The following is a 17593-nucleotide window of genomic DNA, read 5'->3' as shown; positions in this document are numbered from 1 at the left end:
GTCAGATCACGGTTGGATAACGTCGCGGCGTACGCGAGAGCGAACGAGAAGGACAAGACCGGTACGCCGGTCTGCCGGATCGGATCGGTGTTTTCTGGGGACGCCGCCTGTTTCTGGCCCCACTGGGGACCAAACCAACATTTGTTGGGTCACACTGAAGCACTGGGGCAACGCAGAGTGGCCCGTCGAGCAGACGAGGAATGTGTTTTCCATGCCCCCCATCCGAACTGCCCGGAGTCGCAAGATCATCCCGGCGGTGTTCCTTGCCGTCGGCGCGCTCGTTGCCGCGCCGATCGTCGTTCACGCGGCCAAGGACTCCCCGGTATCAACTGCGAACGCAGCGGACAGCACGGTGACTGCCCTCCCGAGCGTCGGACGCGTCGAGACCTGCGTCCTGGACGCCTACTCCAGCTGTACCGTCCTGCACGGCTTCGCCCAGAAACCGGTCGCCATCACCGCGACCGCCTCCGGGCCGGCGATCCTCTCGATCGACCCGAGCAAGACCACCGACCAGAGCTACCGGCTGCGCGCTTTGCGCTACGACGGCCAGAAGTACCGCGCCGGCACCAAGTTGACCTACACGGCGCACTACGACTTCACGGCCGCGCCCGCGCAACCCACCACTCCGGCGCCGACCACCACGACGACGCCGACCAAGCCGCCGATGACCAGCACGCCGACGCCGTCCCAGCCGCCGACGACCACGACGACGCCGACCAAGCCGCCGACGTCGACTCCGACGACGACCACGCCCAGCACGACGACCCCCACGTCGACGGGCAGCCCGAGCCAGACCTGCACCAACCCGTCGTTCGTCACCACGTCGACGAACAACCAGGGTGACGGCCAGTCGTTCGGCGCGTACTACGTCCACAACAACATGTGGAACAACGACAACGGCACGTACACGCTGAGTGCCTGCAACTACAACAACTGGTTCCTCGACGTCACCCAGCCGCTGCCGGGTGACAAGGGCGTCCAGGCGTACCCGAACGTGCACAAGGACTACAACGACGTCGCGCTGTCGAAGATCCAGTCGGCCAAGTTCGCGGCGACCACGCCCGCCAACTGCTCCGCCTGCATCTACAACGTCGCGTTCGACGCCTGGATCGGCGACGGTCTGAACAACGAGCTGATGATCTGGACCGACAACAAGGGCCAGGTCCCGGCTGGGAACAAGGTCGGCACAGTGTCGTTCGGCGGCTTCACGTACGACGTCTGGCACGAGAACGGCTACACCGCGTACGTGTCCCAGGTGACGCAGAAGTCCGGCACGATGCCGCTGGCCAGCTTCTTCAACGACATGTCGTCCCGCGGTTGGGCCCCGAAGGCCACCACCTGGCAGGTCGACTTCGGCGTCGAGGTCGTGTCGACCGGCAACACCAAGCAGCGCTTCAACTTCACCGACTTCTCCATCCAGGAGAACTGACCCCCCGCGCTCTCGCGATACCCGCGGCCGCCGTGACTCCCCCCAGGTCACGGCGGCCGCATTGCATAGGGTGCGGTTGTGATCGGACTCGTGATCTTCGACAACGACGGCGTACTGGTGGACTCCGAGCGGCTGGCCAACACGATCCTGGCCGAGCTGCTCACGGAGGCCGGGCTGCCCTACACCTTCGACGAGACCGTGCGTGACTTCATGGGCGGCAGCATGGCGTCGATGCGGCAGCAGGCCGAGGCCCGGCTCGGGCGGCCGTTGCCCGCGGACCTCGAGGATCGCTACCACCAGCGGCTCTTCGACGGGTTCGCGCACCTGCAGGCGATCGAGGGCGTCGAGGCTGTCCTCGATCACCTGGAGGCGCGCGGCGTCACGTACTGCCTCGCGTCGTCCGGCACCCACCGCAGGATCCGTACGGCGCTGACCGCGGTGGGGTTCCTGGATCGGTTCGACGGCCGGATCTTCAGCGCCGAGGATGTTGCCCACGGCAAGCCCGCGCCCGATCTGTTCCTGCACGCGGCCGGTTCGATGGGCGTGAAACCGGCCGACTGCGTGGTCGTCGAGGACAGCCCGCTGGGTGTCGCCGCGGCGGTTGCGGCCGGCATGAAGGTGTTCGGGTACGCCGGGATGACGGACCCCGCGAAGCTCTCCGATGCGGATGCGGTGTTCCACGACATGACCGCCCTGGCAGACCTGATCGACGCGGCCTGAGACACTGGAGGGGCTATGTCTACCCTCCAGTCACCTAGCGGCGACCGCCCGGTCCGCGCCGAGGCCGTCGTCGACCTGGCCGCGATCCGGCACAACGTGGCTACGCTGCGTGCCCGTGCCGCCGGCGCGCAGCTGATGACGGTCGTCAAAGCCGACGGATACGGGCACGGAATGGTCCCGGTCGCCCGGGCCGCCCGCGAGGCCGGCGCCGACTGGATCGGCGCCGCCGTCCTCGAGGAGGCGCTCGCGCTGCGTGACGCGGGCGACACCGGGCCGATCTTCTGCTGGCTGACCACGCCCGGCGAGCCGCTGGCCGACGCGATTGCGGCCGGCATCGATCTGTCCGCGGGCGCGCCCTGGGAGATCGACGAACTCGTCGCCGGCGTGGCGGACCGGCCGGCCCGGGTGCACCTGAAGATCGACACCGGGATGAGCCGCGGCGGCGCCGTACCCGAGGAGTGGCCGGCGCTGATCCGGGCCGCGGCGCGGGCACAGGCGACCGGCCGGATCGAGGTCAAGGGCATCTGGTCGCACCTGGCGTCGTCGGACGAGCCGAAGAGCCCGGTCAACGAGTCCCAGCTCGCGACGTTCACCGAGGCGATCGACGTTGCGGCCTCGTTCGGGATCGACGCCGAGTTCAAGCACCTGGCGAACTCCGGTGCCACGCTCGCGCTGCCCGAGACCCACTTCAACCTGGTCCGCCCGGGGGTGGCGACGTACGGGCTCTCGCCGTTCGGGCACACGCTGCCCTCGGCCGAGCTCGGGTTGCGGCCGGCGATGACGCTGAAGGCGCGGTTCGCGATGGTCAAGCGGGTACCGGCCGGCGCGGGTGTCTCCTACGGGCTGACCTGGACCGCGCCGCGGCCGTCGACGCTGGGGCTGATCCCGCTCGGGTACGGCGACGGCCTGCCACGGCACGCGTCCAACGGTGCTCCGGTCCAGGTCGGTGGCAGGCGACGGACGATCGTCGGCCGGATCTGCATGGATCAGTGTGTGGTCAACCTCGAGGACGACCAGGCGGCCGCGGGCGACGAGGTGGTGCTGTTCGGCCCCGGGACCACCGGCGAGCCGACGGCGGACGACTGGGCCGATGTCGCCGGGACCATCAACTACGAGATCGTGACCCGGCTGGGCGCCCGGATCCCCCGCCGGTACGTCGACAGTTCTGACACCACCCCAGTCGAAAGGTAGACCGGTATGTCCAAAGCAGGACGGACTGCTGGTCTGATCGGGGCCGCGGTCGGCGTGCTGGCCGCAGGAGCGGCGGCCGGGGTCGCAGTCGAGCGGCAGGTGATCGGCCGGCGTTCGGGTCAGCGTGCACAGCTGGAGGCCGAACCGTTCGGTTCGCTGCGCGGCACTCCGCACGTCTTCACCGCCGACGACGGCGTCGAGCTGTACGTCGAGGTCGACGAGCTCAAGCGGTCGCGCCGCCCGGCCCCTCCACCGAAGCGCAGGTTCGGCAAGAAGCTGCCGCTGCCGCCGGAGGACCTGACCCTGATCTTCGCCCACGGCTACGGGCTGAACATGGACTCCTGGCACTTCGAGCGCCGCGACCTGGCCGGCGTCGGCACGATGGTGTTCTACGACCAGCGCTCGCACGGGCGGTCCGGCCGCTCGCCCAAGGACCACGTCACCATCGAGCAACTCGGTCAGGACCTGTACGGGATCCTGGCCGAGTTCGCGCCGACCGGGCCGGTGATCCTGATCGGCCACTCGATGGGCGGTATGACGATCATGGCGCTGGCCGAGCAGCATCCGGAGATCTTCGGTGACCGGGTCATCGGCGTCGGTCTGTGCTCGACCAGCGCGGGCGGGCTGGACGAGGTGCCGATCGTGTTCCCGGGCAAGCTGGGCATGCTGGCCCGGGCGCTCGCCACCCCGACGGTCTCGGCGCTGGCGCGGATCCCGGACGTGGTCGAGCGCAGCCGCAAGGCGGGGACGGACATCAGCTACCTGCTGACCCGGAAGTACTCGTTCGGCTCCGAGGTCCCGGCGGCGTACACCGAGTTCGTCAACGAGATGATCGCGGCCACGCCGATCGAGGTGATCGCGGAGTTCTATCCGATCTTCGCGCTGCACGACAAGTTCGACTCCCTGGAGCCGCTGCAGAAGGTGGAGTGCGTCGTGATCGCGGGCGACAAGGACCACCTGACCCCGTTCTCGCATGCGGAGGAGATCGTCCGGCGGGTGCCCGGCGCGGAGCTGGTCGAGGTGAAGAACTGCGGCCACCTGGGCCTGATCGAGCACCACCGCGAGTACACCGCCGCCCTCCTCGGCATGATCGAACGAGCCGAACAATCCCTAGGAAACACATGACCGACCTGCACGTCGTCGACGCCACCGCGGAGCACGTCGACCAGATCGTGGCGGTGATCCACCACGCCTTCTCCGCCCGCCGGGTGCTCGACCCGCCGGCCACCGCACTGTCCGAGAGCCCCACGACGGTGGCCGCCGCCATCGCGGAGCACGGCGGACTGCTCGTGCTGATCGACGGGGCGCCGGCCGGCGCGTTGCTGTTCAAGCAGTCCGGTGACGTACTCACGCTGCGCTGCGTCTCGGTGGACCCGCGCCACCAGGGCCACGGCGTGGCGTCGGCGATGGTGGGTTGCGCCGAGGAGGCCGCCGTACGGCGTGGTGTGAGCCGGGTGAACCTGATCGCGCGGGTCGAGTTGCCGGACACCGTGGAGTTCTGGCGGCGGCGTGGGTACGCGGTGGTCGAGCAGCATGACCACAACCTCATCTACGCGAAGGCGATGCCGCTCGAGCTCACCGTGCCGACTGCCGACGACATGCAGGCGATCGGCGAGGAGCTCGCGGGGCAGTTGCGGGCGGGCGACGTACTCGTGCTGTCCGGTGACCTGGGGGCCGGCAAGACGACGTTCACCCAGGGGCTGGGCGTGGGGCTGAAGGTGCGCGGTTCCATCACGTCGCCGACGTTCGTGATCTCGCGGGTGCACCCGTCACTGGCCGGCGGTCCGGCGTTGGTGCACGTGGATGCCTATCGGCTGGGTGGATTCGCCGAGCTGGACGACCTCGACCTCGACGCGAGTCTGGAGGACGCGGTCACCGTGGTCGAATGGGGTCATGGCCTGGCCGAGGCGCTGGCGCCGGACCGGCTGGACATTGTCGTGACCCGCGGCGACGACGACACCGACGAGACGCGCGAGCTGCGGATCACCCCGGTGGGTCCGCGCTGGGCGGCGTCCGGCGTCCGCGTATCTGTGCTGGAGAAGAACTGAGATGCTGCTTGCTTTCGACACCTCGAGTGCTGCCGTCACTGTCGCGCTGGCGTCACCCGACGGTGAGATCCTCGCCTCGTCCACGACCGTCGACGCCTTACGGCACGGGGAGTTGCTGGCCCCGGCGATCGCGGACGCCTTCGCGAGCGCGGGGGTGACGCCGCGCGACCTGACCCGGATCGCGGTCGGCGTCGGGCCTGGTCCGTTCACCGGATTGCGGGTGGGGCTCGTGACCGCGCGGACGATGGCCGACGTGCTCGGGATCGAGGTCGCGGGGGTCTGCAGCCTCGACATCCTGGCGCGGCAGTCGTCGCTGACCCTGCCCGTGGCGGTCGCGACGGACGCGCGGCGCAAGGAGATCTACTGGGCGTTGTACGACGGCCCGGCCGCGGACGGGAGCCGTCGTCGCCTCGAAGGGCCGGCGGTGGATCGTCCGGCCGAGGTCGCGCACGTGCTGGCCGGCCTGCCGGTGATCGGCCGCGGTGCGGTGCTGTACGCCGACGCGCTCGGCGTCTCCGATGTCGCTGTCGCCGAGTACCCGTCGGCCGAGGTGCTGGCCGTCGGCGTGGCGACCGGGACGCTCGAGGTCGTCGCGCCCGACCCGCTGTACCTGCGCCGGCCGGACGTGACGATGTCCGCCGGCCCGAAGAGCGTGCTGCCGAAGTGAGACCCGCCATTCGCGCGGCCGGGGCCGATGATCTGCCCGCCCTGGTCGCGTTGGACGAGGTGTGCTTCGGCGCCGAGGCGTGGAGTACGGTCGCGTGGTCGACCGAGTTCGACCGGCTGTCCGAGGATCGGGTGATCCTGGTCGCGGACGAGGGCTCCGTGGTCGGGTACGCCGTACTCCTGGTGCCGCCGGTCGCGCTGGACGTGGTGGAGTTGCTGCGGATCGCGGTGTCGCCGGCCGAGCGCCGTACCGGGATCGGCGGGCAGCTGATGACCGCGGCGCTGGCACGGTGTGCCGGGCGGACGGTGTTGCTGGAAGTTGCTGCGGGCAACGATTCGGCGCTGGGGTTGTACGAGGGCTTCGGGTTCGAGGAGATCAGCCGGCGGCGTGGGTACTACGCCGGTGGCGAGGATGCGGTGATCATGCGGTGGCGAACGTGAACGAGCGTAGCGAGCGAACAATGAGTACAGCAGAGCCCCTGATTCTGGGGATCGAGACGTCGTGTGACGAGACCGGGGTCGGGATCGTCCGCGGGCAGACGCTGCTCGCCGACGCGATCGCGTCCAGTGTCGAGGAGCACGCGCGGTTCGGCGGCGTCGTACCGGAGGTGGCGAGCCGGGCGCACCTCGAGGCGATGGTCCCGACCATCCGGCGGGCGTGCGAGACCGCGGGGATCAAGCCGGCCGACGTCGACGCCGTCGCGGTCACCAGTGGACCAGGTCTCGCCGGTGCGTTGCTGGTCGGAGTGGCCGCGGCCAAGGGGCTCGCGCTGTCGCTCGACAAGCCTCTGTACGGCGTGAACCACCTGGCCGCTCACGTGGCTGTCGACACCTTGGAGCACGGCGATCTGCCGAAGGGCTGTGTCGCGATGCTGGTGTCCGGTGGGCACTCGTCGCTGCTCGCGGTCGAGGACATCACCGACGGCGTGGTGCCGATGGGCAGCACCATCGACGACGCCGCGGGGGAGGCGTTCGACAAGGTCGCTCGCGTGCTGGGGTTGCCGTTCCCGGGCGGTCCCTATGTCGACAAAGCGGCGCGGGACGGCGGCGACCGGCTGTACGTGACGTTCCCGCGCGGGCTGACGTCGCAGCGGGATCTCGAGCGGCATCGGTTCGACTTCTCGTTCTCCGGGCTGAAGACGGCGGTGGCGCGGTGGGTCGAGGCGCGGCGTCGCGATGGTGAGGACGTGCCGGTCAATCACGTCGCCGCGGCGTTTCAGGAGGCGGTGTGTGACGTGCTGACCCGCAAGGCGATCGACGCGTGCAAGGACCGTGGGTTCGAGCACTTGCTGATCGGTGGCGGGGTCGCGGCGAACTCCCGGCTGCGCGCGATGGCCGAAGAGCGGTGTACTGCGGCGGGTATCGCCGTACGCGTGCCGCGGCCCGGGTTGTGCACCGACAACGGCGCGATGGTCGCGGCGCTCGGTTCGGAACTCGTCCGGGCCGGGAAGGCGCCGTCGCCGCTGGGGCTGCCGGCCGACTCGTCGATGCCGATCACGGAGGTGCTGAACAAGTGAGGTGGACCGGGGCGGACGGGTTCGAGGCCGACGACGATGTCTCGCGGATCGACGTGGACGTCGTGCAGGGGTTCCTGAGTACGTCGTACTGGGCGAAGGGGATCCCGCGTGAGGTGGTGGCGCGGTCGATCGCGGGCTCGCTGAACATGGGTGTGTACGCGGCCGATGGCGCGATGGTCGCCTTCGCTCGCGCGGTGACGGATCGGGCGACGTTCGCGTGGCTCGCGGACGTCTTCGTGCTGGACGAGTGGCGGGGTCGCGGACTTGGCCGGTTCGTGGTGTCCACGCTGGTCGACCACCCGGAACTGAAGGGTGTACGGCGCTTCATGCTGGGGACCGCGGATGCGCACGAGCTGTACCGCAGCTACGGCTTCAGCGAACTCGCGGACCCGAGCAGCATGATGGCCATCCGCCACGACGCCGCCGACCTGTACGGCCACCCGTGATCCACCCCGGGGTGGACCTGGTGTGGCACCCAGCTGGTGCGACGGATCTCGTCGTACTGGCGCACGGCGGCATGGAGCACTCACAGGCGAGCCCGTACCTCTGGAATTCTGCCCTCATCCGCATGTGGCCGTTCGCGGCAGCGGCGGGCACGGCCGTCCCCACTGCGGCGATCGGCCTGCTGCGCTACCGCTACCGGGGCTGGAACGGTGACTCCGCCGACTCCGCCGCGGATCTCCGGGCCGTCCTCGACGAGCTCCCTCCGGTGATCCAGCGGGTCGTCCTGATCGGCCATTCGATGGGCGGCCGCGCGGTCGTCGCCGCGGGCGATCATCCCCGGGTCGCCGGTGTACTGGCCTTGGCTCCGTGGCTGCCCGACGACGAACCACTCACCGCACTCCGCGCGCCGGTCACCTTCGCCCACGGCACTCTCGACACCATCACCGACCCTCGCGCCACCACCGCCTACGCCAACCGCCTCCGTGCCGCCGGCACCCCGGTCACCGTGTACTCGGTCGCCGCAGAAACCCACACCATGCTCCACCGGCCCACGGACTGGAACACCCTGGTAGCCGAGTTCACCCAAAGCGCTCTCAGCACCCCGTCGCCCACAACCCCTTCAGCTGCTGGGGATACGGAGCCGCTGCCTGAGTACGGGCGTAGGTCTTCAGTGCCGGCTGCGGTCTGGTCCATCGCGGTAGCACGCTTGCGCTTCCCGGTGGTGGCACGCTTCCAGGCGGCCTGAGCTGCGAACGCGGTGCTGCGGCTGCAGTGCGGGGAAGGGCACGGCAGCGGGCAGAGACCTGGGGCTTGTGCGCCGCCTGCTCCCCAGGTGAACGGCCAGCGGCCAACCGGTTTCTGCCCACCACCCTGCCAAACCCAGATGAACGCCTGACTGCACCCGCGTGACGCCCAGTCGACGTACGGCACCTCACTCCGTACGGCGAGTCTTAGTGGCGGGCCCCCGGCGAGTGCGGCAGCGGACGCAGCACCTCGCCCACCGGCAGGTCATCCGGGGACCCGCACGCGAGATCGATCATATGTTCGAATACACTCAGAACGCAAGTCCGATGCGACGACAGGAATAGGCGACCGCGTCCCGGCCGATCCGGGTGATGATGAGCGTCGCGGTCGCGGAGCCCTTGGGAGCGAGCTTCTTCCGCAGCTGGGCCGGATCGACATCGACCCCGCGCTTCTTGATATCCAGCGTCCCGATGCCCTGTGCGCGAACCCACGACCGGAGCGCCTTCTCCTTGTACGGCAGCTGTTCCACCACCTCGTACGCCGACGCCAGCGGGGTCGGCACGAGCTTCGGTGCCGTGACGTAGGCGATGCGCGGATCCAGCAACCACCCGTCGACCGCGGCAGCCACAGCGGTCACCAGCCCAGCTCGCACCACGGCTCCGTCGGGCTCGTAGATGTACTGACCCACCGGACCACTCTCAGCGTCTGGTGCCTCGCTGACGCTGACGCCGGCGGGCAGAAGCGTGGCCCGCCGCGCGACCCCGGCGTACAGCGCGCCAGACCACAGCGCGGCCTCCTTCACCTCACCCGCGTCGCTGACCCACTCCGCCTCGACCCCATCGGGTACGGCGTCATGCGGGATGCCCGGTGCGACCTTCACACACGCAGTCCGCTGCAGGAGCCCAGTGACAAACGACCATGGTGGCGAATAGGCGTTGTGGTCGAATACGCGCCGGCCATCCGCCCGCCGCGCCGGGTCTGCGAACACCACGTCGTACGGTGTGAGCTCAGTCGACTCGGCGTCACCGAGGACAACCTCACCGGGCAGATCGAGAGCGGCCAGGTTGGCGCGGGCCGTGGCTGCGGTCTCCGGATCGCGTTCGACACCAGTGACTCGTAAGCCGGCGCGGGCGGCGCTGATGAGATCGCCGCCGATGCCACAGCCCAGGTCGACCACGCTGGCACCGGGCAACGTTATTGCGATGCGTGCGGCACGGTGCGAACCGACAGTGGTCCGGGTGGCCTGCTCCAGACCGTCCGGCGTGAAGTACATCCGCGCAGCATCGACACCGAACTTGGCGACGGCGCGGTGGCGCAGCGACGCCTGAGTGACGGCAGCAGTCACGAGTGATGCGTCGTACCGCCGCCGGAGCTTCTCGACTAGTTGGAGCTCGCGGCCGGGGTGGTAGTCCGCGCAGGCAGCGGCGAGCACCTCAGCGCCAGGCCCGTCCAGCAACGCGGTGACTGTCACCCCGCAACCTTAGAGGGGACTAGAGCAGCCTTTGCTCCAGCTTTGGGTGGCGGAGGAGTAAAGGCGCCAGTTCATGGCGGAGCGGGTCTTGGGGCCGTAGATGCCGTCCGCCACGAGCTTGTGCTTGCGCTGGACGAGTTTCACCACCGCGCGGGTATTGCTGCCGTAGATGCCGTCGACGGCGAGGTTGGAGCCGTAGCAGAAGTTCAGGTTGCGCTGGAGAACCCGGATTGCGGTGTCGGGGTCGCCGTACACGGTGGAGCCGCGGTGTGGGTCGTCGCCGTACATGAGGTTGCAGGTCGTGCTGGTGCTGCCGTAGATCGAGGGCATCGGGATGCCCCAGCTGCGGTTGACCGGTACGAGCCGCGCCGCGCGGCACTGCGGGAGGGCGGCCGCGGCCTTCGCTTCGGCGTCGGCGGAGGTCCGGGCGGCATCCGTCGCCTGGTCTGCCGCAGTCTGTGGTGCCGGTCCAGCTGCGGGAGCACCGGCGCTGGCGGGCTGGTCCTTCGCGGCGCCGGCGGCGACGACTCTGACAGCGAGCGCGCCGACGGCAGCCAGGATCGCGACAGTACGGCCGGACAGCTTGGGCAGAGACGGGAAGCTGATAGCCATGGCTTCTCCTCGGGGCGGTGCGCCGTTGACAGAACGGTCGCACGCCGACCCCAAATAGGCCCAGCGTTTGACCACATTCCGTGCCTGACCGGTCACCCGCCAGGATGCGGCCAGGAGGTTGCTGCCGGATCAGGTCTGGCACTCGAGTTGACCGAGTGCTAATCGCGGCCTAGATTCGGTGTTGGCACTCTCCACCCGAGGGTGCCAGCGGTCCGGCCTCTGACCCCCGCGACGGCAGGGGAGCGCGACCAGTCTGAACCACTGACAAGCAAATCGACCGTGGAGGTCAGCAAGTGTCGGTCACGATCAAGCCGCTCGAGGACCGTGTCCTCGTCGCGCCGCTCGAAGCCGAGCAGACCACGAAGTCCGGCCTGGTGATCCCGGACACCGCCAAGGAGAAGCCGCAGGAGGGCGAGATCCTCGCTGTCGGCCCGGGCCGGATCGACGACAACGGCAACCGCGTCCCGCTGGACGTCGCCGTCGGTGACAAGGTCATCTACTCCAAGTACGGCGGCACCGAGGTCAAGTACGACGGCCAGGACTACCTGATCCTGGGCGCCCGCGACATCCTCGCAGTCGTCAGCAAGTGACGACCCCAGGGCGTGGGCCCGCGCCCCGGCGGACCCGCCGGGACGTTCCACGCCCTGCCCGCTGTTCCTGACTGACACCGCCCTGGTGCCGACGACCGGTGCCGGGGCGGAGTCGGTCTGAAACAGCGGGACCGGATCCGAACTGCTAACGAAGACATTCAGAGAGGGACTGGTTTTTTCCATGCCGAAGATCCTCGAGTTCGACGAGAACGCGCGGCGCGCGCTGGAGCGTGGCGTCGACAAGCTCGCGAACACGGTGAAGGTGACGCTGGGGCCCAAGGGCCGCTACGTCGTCCTGGACAAGAAGTGGGGCGCCCCGACCATCACCAACGACGGTGTCACCGTCGCCCGTGAGGTCGAGCTGGACGACCCGTTCGAGAACCTTGGTGCGCAGCTGGCCAAGGAGGTCGCCACCAAGACCAACGACATCGCCGGTGACGGCACCACCACCGCGACGGTGCTGGCGCAGGCACTGGTGCACGAGGGCCTGCGGGCCGTCGCCGCCGGGGTCAACCCGATGGGCCTGAAGAAGGGCATCGAGGCGGCCATCGAGGCCGTGTCGGCCAAGCTGATCGAGACCGCCCGGCCGGTGGACGACAAGGGCGACATGGCCCACGTCGCCACCATCTCCGCCCGGGACGCCGAGATCGGCACCCTGATCGCGGACGCGTTCGACAAGGTCGGCAAGGACGGTGTGATCACCGTCGAGGAGTCGAACACCTTCGGTACCGAACTCGAGTTCACCGAGGGCATGCAGTTCGACAAGGGCTACATCTCGCCGTACTTCATCACCGACGCCGAGGCCGGCGAAGCGGTGCTGGAGGACCCGTACATCCTGATCAACCAGGGCAAGATCTCCGCGATCGCGGACCTGCTGCCGCTGCTGGAGAAGGTCGTGCAGTCCGGCAAGACGCTGCTGATCATCTCCGAGGACGTCGAGGCCGAGGCGCTGTCCACCCTGGTGGTGAACAAGATCCGCGGCAACTTCACCTCCGTCGCCGTCAAGGCGCCGGGCTTCGGTGACCGCCGCAAGGCGATGCTGGAGGACCTGGCCGCGCTCACCGGCGCGCAGGTCGTCGCCCCCGAGGTCGGCCTCAAGCTGGACCAGGTCGGTCTTGAGGTGCTCGGCACCGCCCGCCGGATCGTGGTCACCAAGGACAACACCACCGTGGTCGAGGGCGCCGGCAAGTCCGACGACATCGAGGCCCGGGTGAACCAGATCAAGGCCGAGATCGAGCGCACCGATTCCGACTGGGACCGGGAGAAGCTGCAGGAGCGGCTGGCCAAGCTGGCCGGTGGCGTCTGCGTGATCAAGGTCGGCGCGGCCACCGAGGTCGAGCTGAAGGAGAAGAAGCACCGCATCGAGGACGCCGTGTCGGCGACCCGTGCGGCGATCGAGGAGGGCATCGTCGCCGGTGGCGGCTCCGCTCTCGTCCACGCCGCCTCGGTGCTGGAGAACGGCCTGGACCTCGACGGCGACGAGCTCGCCGGAGTCCGGATCGTCCGCAAGGCCATCGTCGAGCCGCTGCGCTGGATCGCCGAGAACGGCGGCTACGAGGGCTACGTGGTGACCGCGAAGGTTGCGGAGCTGGAGGTCGGCAGCGGATTCAACGCCGCCACCGGCGAGTACGGCGACCTGCTGGCCCAGGGCGTGCTGGACCCGGTCAAGGTGACCCGGTCCGCGCTCGCCAACGCCGGCTCGATCGCGGCGCTGCTGCTCACCACTGAGACCCTGGTGGTCGACAAGCCCGAGGAAGAGGAGCCCGCCGCAGCCGGTCACGGCCACGGTCACGGCCACTGATCCTCAGGTCTGAACGAACAGCACCGCCCGGCAGGTCTTCGGACCCGCCGGGCGGTGTTCTGTTCGGGGCGGTAGGTGCGGCGCTGCGGCGATCTGGTGGGATGATGTCGTGGCGACGATTCGTGAACGTGCTGACGGGGACCTGGACGTCTGCGCCGGCCTGCTGTGGGACGTGCACGAGCTGGCGGGGTATCCGATCAATTGGCCTGAGGACGCGCGCAAGTGGCTGACACCGGATGACGGGCTCGGCTGCTGGGTTGCTGAGAGCAACGGCCGGGTCGCTGGGCACGTGGCACTGACGGCCAACGGGGCTGACGGAGCGTCCGTGGAGCGGCTGTTCGTGGACCCGAAGGCGACCTGTGCGGGCATCGGCCGGCAACTCCTGGACCACTGCGTCAAGACCGCCGCCGAGCTCGGGCGGAAGCTGTCGCTCGAGGTCGTCGACAACCGCGGTGCGGCCGTCACCATGTACCGGCGTGCGGGCTGGCGGGAGACCGGCCGGACCCCGATCGACTGGGGCGGCGACCACGCATCGGCGGTCCTCCACTTCGACGCACCGCGCTGACCGTCTCACGGGGCGATGGCCCGCCATCTCAAAGTCGGACCCTGATTCTCCGGTCCGAGTACCGTACGGGCGAGTAGTGACAGATCGTGATCAAAATCTGAAAATGCTCACGAATTGCCACTAGGCAACGAGAGGTGAGAGCCATATCATCTTTCAGGCTGACCGGTCCGACACGAGGGGGCGAGGGGTGACTGAGGTCCAAGTACCGCACACCCACGACCGGGTCGAGCTCAGGGATCTTGCCGCGCTGGCCGGCGACGGGGACCGCACAGCTCTCAACGACCTGCTCACCAGGGTGCGCGCCGTCGCGCACCGATACGTACGGTCCCGTTTGTGGACCTATCCCGGCGGCGCGGACATGGTCGACGACGTCGCGCAGGAAGTCTGTGTCGCGGTGTTCGGCGCGCTGGGCCGGTACCGTGACGAGGGGAGGCCTTTCGAGGCTTTCGTCTACGGCATCGCGGCCCGCAAGGTCGCCGATGCCCAGCGTGCGTTCGCAGTGGCCGACGTTTCGACGCCGGACCTGCCGGACGGCGCGGACGAGTCGCCGACTCCGGAGGAGCACGCGGTCCGGAGCTCGGAGGTCCAGCACATCATGGGATTGCTGGACAAACTGCCCGAGAAGCTGCGGGAGATCCTGCGGCTTCGCGTGGTAGCTGGGATGTCAGCCGAGGAGACCGGCCGGGCACTGGGGATGACACCGGGGGCGGTGAGGGTCGCACAGCATCGAGCGTTGAACACGCTCAGGGGGTATGTGGGGCATGAGGGACGAGGAGCAGGGGAGGGGCATCATGGCTGACCGTTTCGACCTGGACGCGATCGACGCCGATGACGCACTGCTCGACCTGCTGGCCGCTGGTGGGGAGTCCGCGCGGAGCGCGGGGGAGCATGACCCGGCCGTTGCGCTGCTGGCCGAGCTGCGGCTGGCGGTGGAGGTCGAAGACGAACTCCCCGTGGAGACGATCGACGATCCGGAGAGCTTCCTGGCGCGTTGCGCCGCGCTGAACCCGATCACGGACCCGTTCGCCCGCAAGGTGGCGGCGCGCGGTCTGGCGCTGGGTGTCGCCGCGGTGGCCGCGCTGTCGGTCTCCGGGGTGGCCGCCGCGGTCAACGGCGACCCGCTGTCGCCGTACGAGAAGGTCATCGAGAAGATGGTCGACGCGGTCCGCCCGCAGACCAGCTTCCCGAAGGAACAGCTCGACGGCATGCCGGTGGTCGACAAGACCAAGATCGTCAAGGTCGCCAAGGACTACAAGCAGCGGCAGGAAGCGAAGGTCGCGGCCGAGGACCGGGTGGTCCGGGAGGAGCCGATTCCGCCGGCCGCCGTGCTGCCGACGGATACGCCGGACGTGCTGCAGCGGGCGCTGCCGAAGATCATCGAGCAGCCGACGGTGACGAAGGTCGACCCGCAGCCCGCGGAGACGACCAAGGCACCGGAGAAGACGGACGACACCACGACGTCCGACCCGACCACGCAGCCGACGGAACCGCCTGCCGCGACGGATCCGACCACGCAGCCGACCGAGCCGCCGGCCACGACGGATCCGACAACTCCGCCGGCGACCACGGACCCGACGACTCCGGCGCCGACCGACCCGACCACGCCGCCGGCAAACGGCGAGACCGGGAACACGAGTGAGACCGGGAACCCGACGACTGCGCCGAGTGGTGACACGAGTCAGGGCGATACCACGGGCTCGGACACCGGCACCACGCAGCCGGGTGACACGAGTGGTACCGATCAGTCCAGTACGGACCCGGCCGGGACGACTCAGGAGCAGCCGCCGGTCGACACGCCGTCGGTTGACGTGCCGGATCCGCTGGGCGGGCTGCTCGACAACCTCCTCGCGCCGATCCTGCCGACGGCGAGCGGGGCTGCGGTCGAGAACCAGAGCGCCCAGGAGTTCCTCGACAGCGGCGTTCAGGCGGCCGGCAAGCACTCGAGCGGGCAGACCGCCACCGGTTCGGTCCGGATGGTCTACCCGACCGGCCAGCACTCCACCGGCCTGTACGCCGAGGGCAAGCACGCGGCCATCGCCCGCGCGCACGGCTCGACCGCCGACGCCGACGTACTGAAGATCCTCGACGTCGTCAACACGCCGCTCCAGTGACCCCGCCGCGTCGGCTCACCAGCCGGCGCGCCGGGTCCCGGCCGGGCACAGGCCCGGCCGAAGCGGCCCTGTGGACGGGCTGTTCGGGAGCCTGAGCGGGCGCGGATAGGATGGGGTTCCGTTCTCGCCGTGTAAAGGTGCTTGTTTTACCCATGGACATCACACCCACTGGAGTTCCGGACAAGTTCGCCGTCCTCGGGCTCACCTTCGACGACGTTCTCCTGCAGCCGAACGAATCCGACGTCATCCCGTCCGAGGCCAACACGCGGTCCCGGGTCAGCCGCAACATCGAGGTGAACATTCCGCTGCTGTCCAGCGCGATGGACACCGTCACCGAGGCCCGGATGGCGATCGCGATGGCCCGCCAGGGCGGCCTCGGCGTCCTCCACCGCAACCTCTCGATCGAGGACCAGGCCCAGCAGGTCGACCTGGTCAAGCGGTCGGAGTCCGGCATGATCGCGCAGCCGATCACCATCGGCCCGGACGCCAGCATCGGCGAGGCCGACGCGCTCTGCGCGCAGTACCGGATCTCCGGCGTCCCCGTGGTCGACAACGCCGGCGTCCTGGTCGGCATCGTGACGAACCGCGACATGCGGTTCGAGAACGACATGTCCCGCCCGGTGCGCGAAGTGATGACCAGGCAGCCGCTGATCACCGGCAGGCAGGGCATCGCCGCCGACGACGCGATGGCACTGCTGAGCAAACACAAGGTCGAGAAGCTGCCGCTGGTCGACGAGGCCGGCAAGCTCACCGGCCTGATCACGCTGAAGGACTTCGTCAAGCGCGACCAGTTCCCGCTGTCCACCAAGGACGGCACCGGACGGCTGCGGGTCGGCGGCGCGATCGGCTTCTTCGGTGAGGCCTACAAGCGGGCGATGACACTGGTCGAGGCCGGCGTCGACGTGCTCGTGGTGGACACCGCGCACGGTCACTCCCAGGCCCAGCTGGAGATCATCCGCAAGCTCAAGGCCGACCCGGCCACCCGTGGCGTCGACGTCGTCGGCGGCAACGTCGGGACCCGCGCCGGCGCCCAGGCACTGGTCGACGCGGGCGCGGACGGCGTCAAGGTCGGCGTCGGCCCGGGCTCGATCTGTACGACGCGGGTCGTCTCCGGCGTCGGCGTACCGCAGGTCACCGCGATCTACGAGGCGTCCCTGGCCTGCAAGCCGGCCGGCGTGCCGGTGATCGGCGACGGCGGCCTGCAGTACTCCGGTGACATCGCCAAGGCGCTCGTGGCCGGTGCGGACACCGTGATGCTCGGGTCGCTGCTGGCCGGCTGCGAGGAGTCGCCGGGCGACCTCGTGTTCATCAACGGCAAGCAGTTCAAGGCCTATCGCGGGATGGGCTCGCTCGGCGCGATGCAGTCCGGCGGCCTGCGCAAGTCGTACTCCAAGGACCGCTACTTCCAGAGCGACGTCGGCAGCGACGAGAAGCTCATCGCCGAGGGCGTCGAGGGCCAGGTCCCGTACCGGGGCCCGCTCAGCGCGGTCGCGCACCAGCTGATCGGCGGTCTGCGCCAGTCCATGTGGTACTGCGGCTCCCGGACCGTCCCCGAGCTGCAGGAGAAGGGCCGGTTCGTCCGCATCACCTCCGCCGGCCTGCAGGAATCCCACCCGCACGACATCCAGATGACGGTCGAGGCGCCGAACTACTCCGGCCGCTGACACCGCCTGTAACCGGTAAG

18 protein-coding genes are annotated in these 17593 nt (G+C 69.3%); 16 read left to right on the top strand and 2 right to left on the bottom strand.

The window, feature by feature from the left end; translation table 11 throughout:
* The first annotated feature begins 211 nt into the window (after positions 1-211).
* From OG558_RS05445 to OG558_RS05400, 10 genes are all read left to right on the top strand, one after another.
* Positions 212-1429, top strand: coding sequence for a GH12 family glycosyl hydrolase domain-containing protein (locus tag OG558_RS05445; RefSeq protein WP_405069235.1), 1218 nt, complete (start codon positions 212-214; stop codon positions 1427-1429).
* 78 nt (positions 1430-1507) lie between these two features.
* A complete protein-coding gene (locus OG558_RS05440) occupies positions 1508-2149 on the top strand; it encodes an HAD family hydrolase (RefSeq protein WP_405069234.1) in 642 nt (213 codons plus the stop codon).
* A gap of 15 nt (positions 2150-2164) precedes the next feature.
* Positions 2165-3340, top strand: coding sequence for an alanine racemase (gene alr, locus OG558_RS05435; protein ID WP_405069233.1), 1176 nt, complete (start codon positions 2165-2167; stop codon positions 3338-3340).
* Positions 3341-3346: 6 nt separating this feature from the next.
* A complete protein-coding gene (locus OG558_RS05430; RefSeq protein WP_405069232.1) occupies positions 3347-4465 on the top strand; it encodes an alpha/beta fold hydrolase in 1119 nt (372 codons plus the stop codon).
* The gene (tsaE, locus tag OG558_RS05425) at positions 4462-5388 is read left to right on the top strand and encodes a tRNA (adenosine(37)-N6)-threonylcarbamoyltransferase complex ATPase subunit type 1 TsaE (RefSeq protein WP_405069231.1); all 927 of its coding nucleotides are present in this window, start codon (positions 4462-4464) and stop codon (positions 5386-5388) included. The genes OG558_RS05430 and tsaE overlap by 4 nt, the downstream gene beginning before the upstream one ends.
* 1 nt (position 5389) lies before the next feature.
* Complete coding sequence (gene tsaB, locus OG558_RS05420; protein ID WP_405069230.1) at positions 5390-6055, top strand: tRNA (adenosine(37)-N6)-threonylcarbamoyltransferase complex dimerization subunit type 1 TsaB; 666 nt, start codon at positions 5390-5392, stop codon at positions 6053-6055.
* Positions 6052-6495, top strand: coding sequence for a GNAT family N-acetyltransferase (locus OG558_RS05415; RefSeq protein WP_405069229.1), 444 nt, complete (start codon positions 6052-6054; stop codon positions 6493-6495). The genes tsaB and OG558_RS05415 overlap by 4 nt, the downstream gene beginning before the upstream one ends.
* Before the next feature lie 20 nt (positions 6496-6515).
* Positions 6516-7571, top strand: coding sequence for a tRNA (adenosine(37)-N6)-threonylcarbamoyltransferase complex transferase subunit TsaD (tsaD, locus tag OG558_RS05410; protein ID WP_405069228.1), 1056 nt, complete (start codon positions 6516-6518; stop codon positions 7569-7571).
* Positions 7568-8017, top strand: coding sequence for a GNAT family N-acetyltransferase (locus OG558_RS05405; RefSeq protein WP_329482046.1), 450 nt, complete (start codon positions 7568-7570; stop codon positions 8015-8017). The genes tsaD and OG558_RS05405 overlap by 4 nt, the downstream gene beginning before the upstream one ends.
* 20 nt (positions 8018-8037) lie before the next feature.
* Positions 8038-8760, top strand: a complete 723-nt coding sequence (locus tag OG558_RS05400) for an alpha/beta hydrolase (protein WP_405069227.1) — start codon at positions 8038-8040, stop codon at positions 8758-8760.
* Between the two features lie 309 nt (positions 8761-9069).
* Here OG558_RS05400 and OG558_RS05395 read toward each other — a convergent pair whose 3' ends face one another.
* On the bottom strand, positions 9070-10230 hold the full coding sequence (locus tag OG558_RS05395) for a THUMP-like domain-containing protein (protein ID WP_405069226.1): 1161 nt from the start codon (positions 10228-10230) through the stop codon (positions 9070-9072).
* 9 nt (positions 10231-10239) lie between these two features.
* Positions 10240-10842, bottom strand: coding sequence for a peptidoglycan-binding protein (locus OG558_RS05390; RefSeq protein WP_405069225.1), 603 nt, complete (start codon positions 10840-10842; stop codon positions 10240-10242).
* 293 nt (positions 10843-11135) lie between these two features.
* On the opposite strand from OG558_RS05390, the gene groES reads away from it, so the two are divergent.
* The 6 genes from groES to guaB all read left to right on the top strand — a co-directional run bounded on the left by groES (position 11136) and on the right by guaB (position 17573).
* Complete coding sequence (gene groES / locus OG558_RS05385) at positions 11136-11432, top strand: co-chaperone GroES (protein ID WP_130384566.1); 297 nt, start codon at positions 11136-11138, stop codon at positions 11430-11432.
* Positions 11433-11613: 181 nt separating this feature from the next.
* Entirely contained in the window at positions 11614-13233 is a 1620-nt protein-coding gene (gene groL, locus OG558_RS05380) for a chaperonin GroEL (RefSeq protein WP_329482042.1), read from the top strand.
* 109 nt (positions 13234-13342) lie between these two features.
* Entirely contained in the window at positions 13343-13798 is a 456-nt protein-coding gene (locus tag OG558_RS05375) for a GNAT family N-acetyltransferase (RefSeq protein WP_329482041.1), read from the top strand.
* Positions 13799-13985: 187 nt separating this feature from the next.
* The gene (shbA, locus tag OG558_RS05370; protein WP_405069224.1) at positions 13986-14597 is read left to right on the top strand and encodes an RNA polymerase sigma factor ShbA; all 612 of its coding nucleotides are present in this window, start codon (positions 13986-13988) and stop codon (positions 14595-14597) included.
* Positions 14590-15909 (top strand): hypothetical protein, encoded by a 1320-nt coding sequence (locus OG558_RS05365; RefSeq protein ID WP_405069223.1) that lies wholly within the window; start codon positions 14590-14592, stop codon positions 15907-15909. The genes shbA and OG558_RS05365 overlap by 8 nt, the downstream gene beginning before the upstream one ends.
* 152 nt (positions 15910-16061) lie before the next feature.
* A complete protein-coding gene (gene guaB, locus OG558_RS05360) occupies positions 16062-17573 on the top strand; it encodes an IMP dehydrogenase (RefSeq protein ID WP_329482039.1) in 1512 nt (503 codons plus the stop codon).
* Positions 17574-17593 lie beyond the last annotated feature (20 nt).

This window comes from Kribbella sp. NBC_01510 (genome assembly GCF_045040325.1).
In the GTDB taxonomy this organism is placed as follows: domain Bacteria; phylum Actinomycetota; class Actinomycetes; order Propionibacteriales; family Kribbellaceae; genus Kribbella.
The sequence above is the reverse complement of the archived record's forward strand: the minus strand, read 5'-3'. Positions and strand labels throughout refer to the sequence as shown.

Coding starts and splice junctions, on each gene's coding strand:
- OG558_RS05445 (WP_405069235.1), top strand. CDS start 212: ATGCCCCCCATCCGAACTGCCCGGAGTCGCAAGATCATCCCGGCGGTG.
- alr (WP_405069233.1), top strand. CDS start 2,165: ATGTCTACCCTCCAGTCACCTAGCGGCGACCGCCCGGTCCGCGCCGAG.
- OG558_RS05430 (WP_405069232.1), top strand. CDS start 3,347: ATGTCCAAAGCAGGACGGACTGCTGGTCTGATCGGGGCCGCGGTCGGC.
- tsaE (WP_405069231.1), top strand. CDS start 4,462: ATGACCGACCTGCACGTCGTCGACGCCACCGCGGAGCACGTCGACCAG.
- tsaB (WP_405069230.1), top strand. CDS start 5,390: ATGCTGCTTGCTTTCGACACCTCGAGTGCTGCCGTCACTGTCGCGCTG.
- tsaD (WP_405069228.1), top strand. CDS start 6,516: ATGAGTACAGCAGAGCCCCTGATTCTGGGGATCGAGACGTCGTGTGAC.
- OG558_RS05390 (WP_405069225.1), bottom strand. CDS start 10,842: ATGGCTATCAGCTTCCCGTCTCTGCCCAAGCTGTCCGGCCGTACTGTC.
- groL (WP_329482042.1), top strand. CDS start 11,614: ATGCCGAAGATCCTCGAGTTCGACGAGAACGCGCGGCGCGCGCTGGAG.
- OG558_RS05365 (WP_405069223.1), top strand. CDS start 14,590: ATGGCTGACCGTTTCGACCTGGACGCGATCGACGCCGATGACGCACTG.
- guaB (WP_329482039.1), top strand. CDS start 16,062: ATGGACATCACACCCACTGGAGTTCCGGACAAGTTCGCCGTCCTCGGG.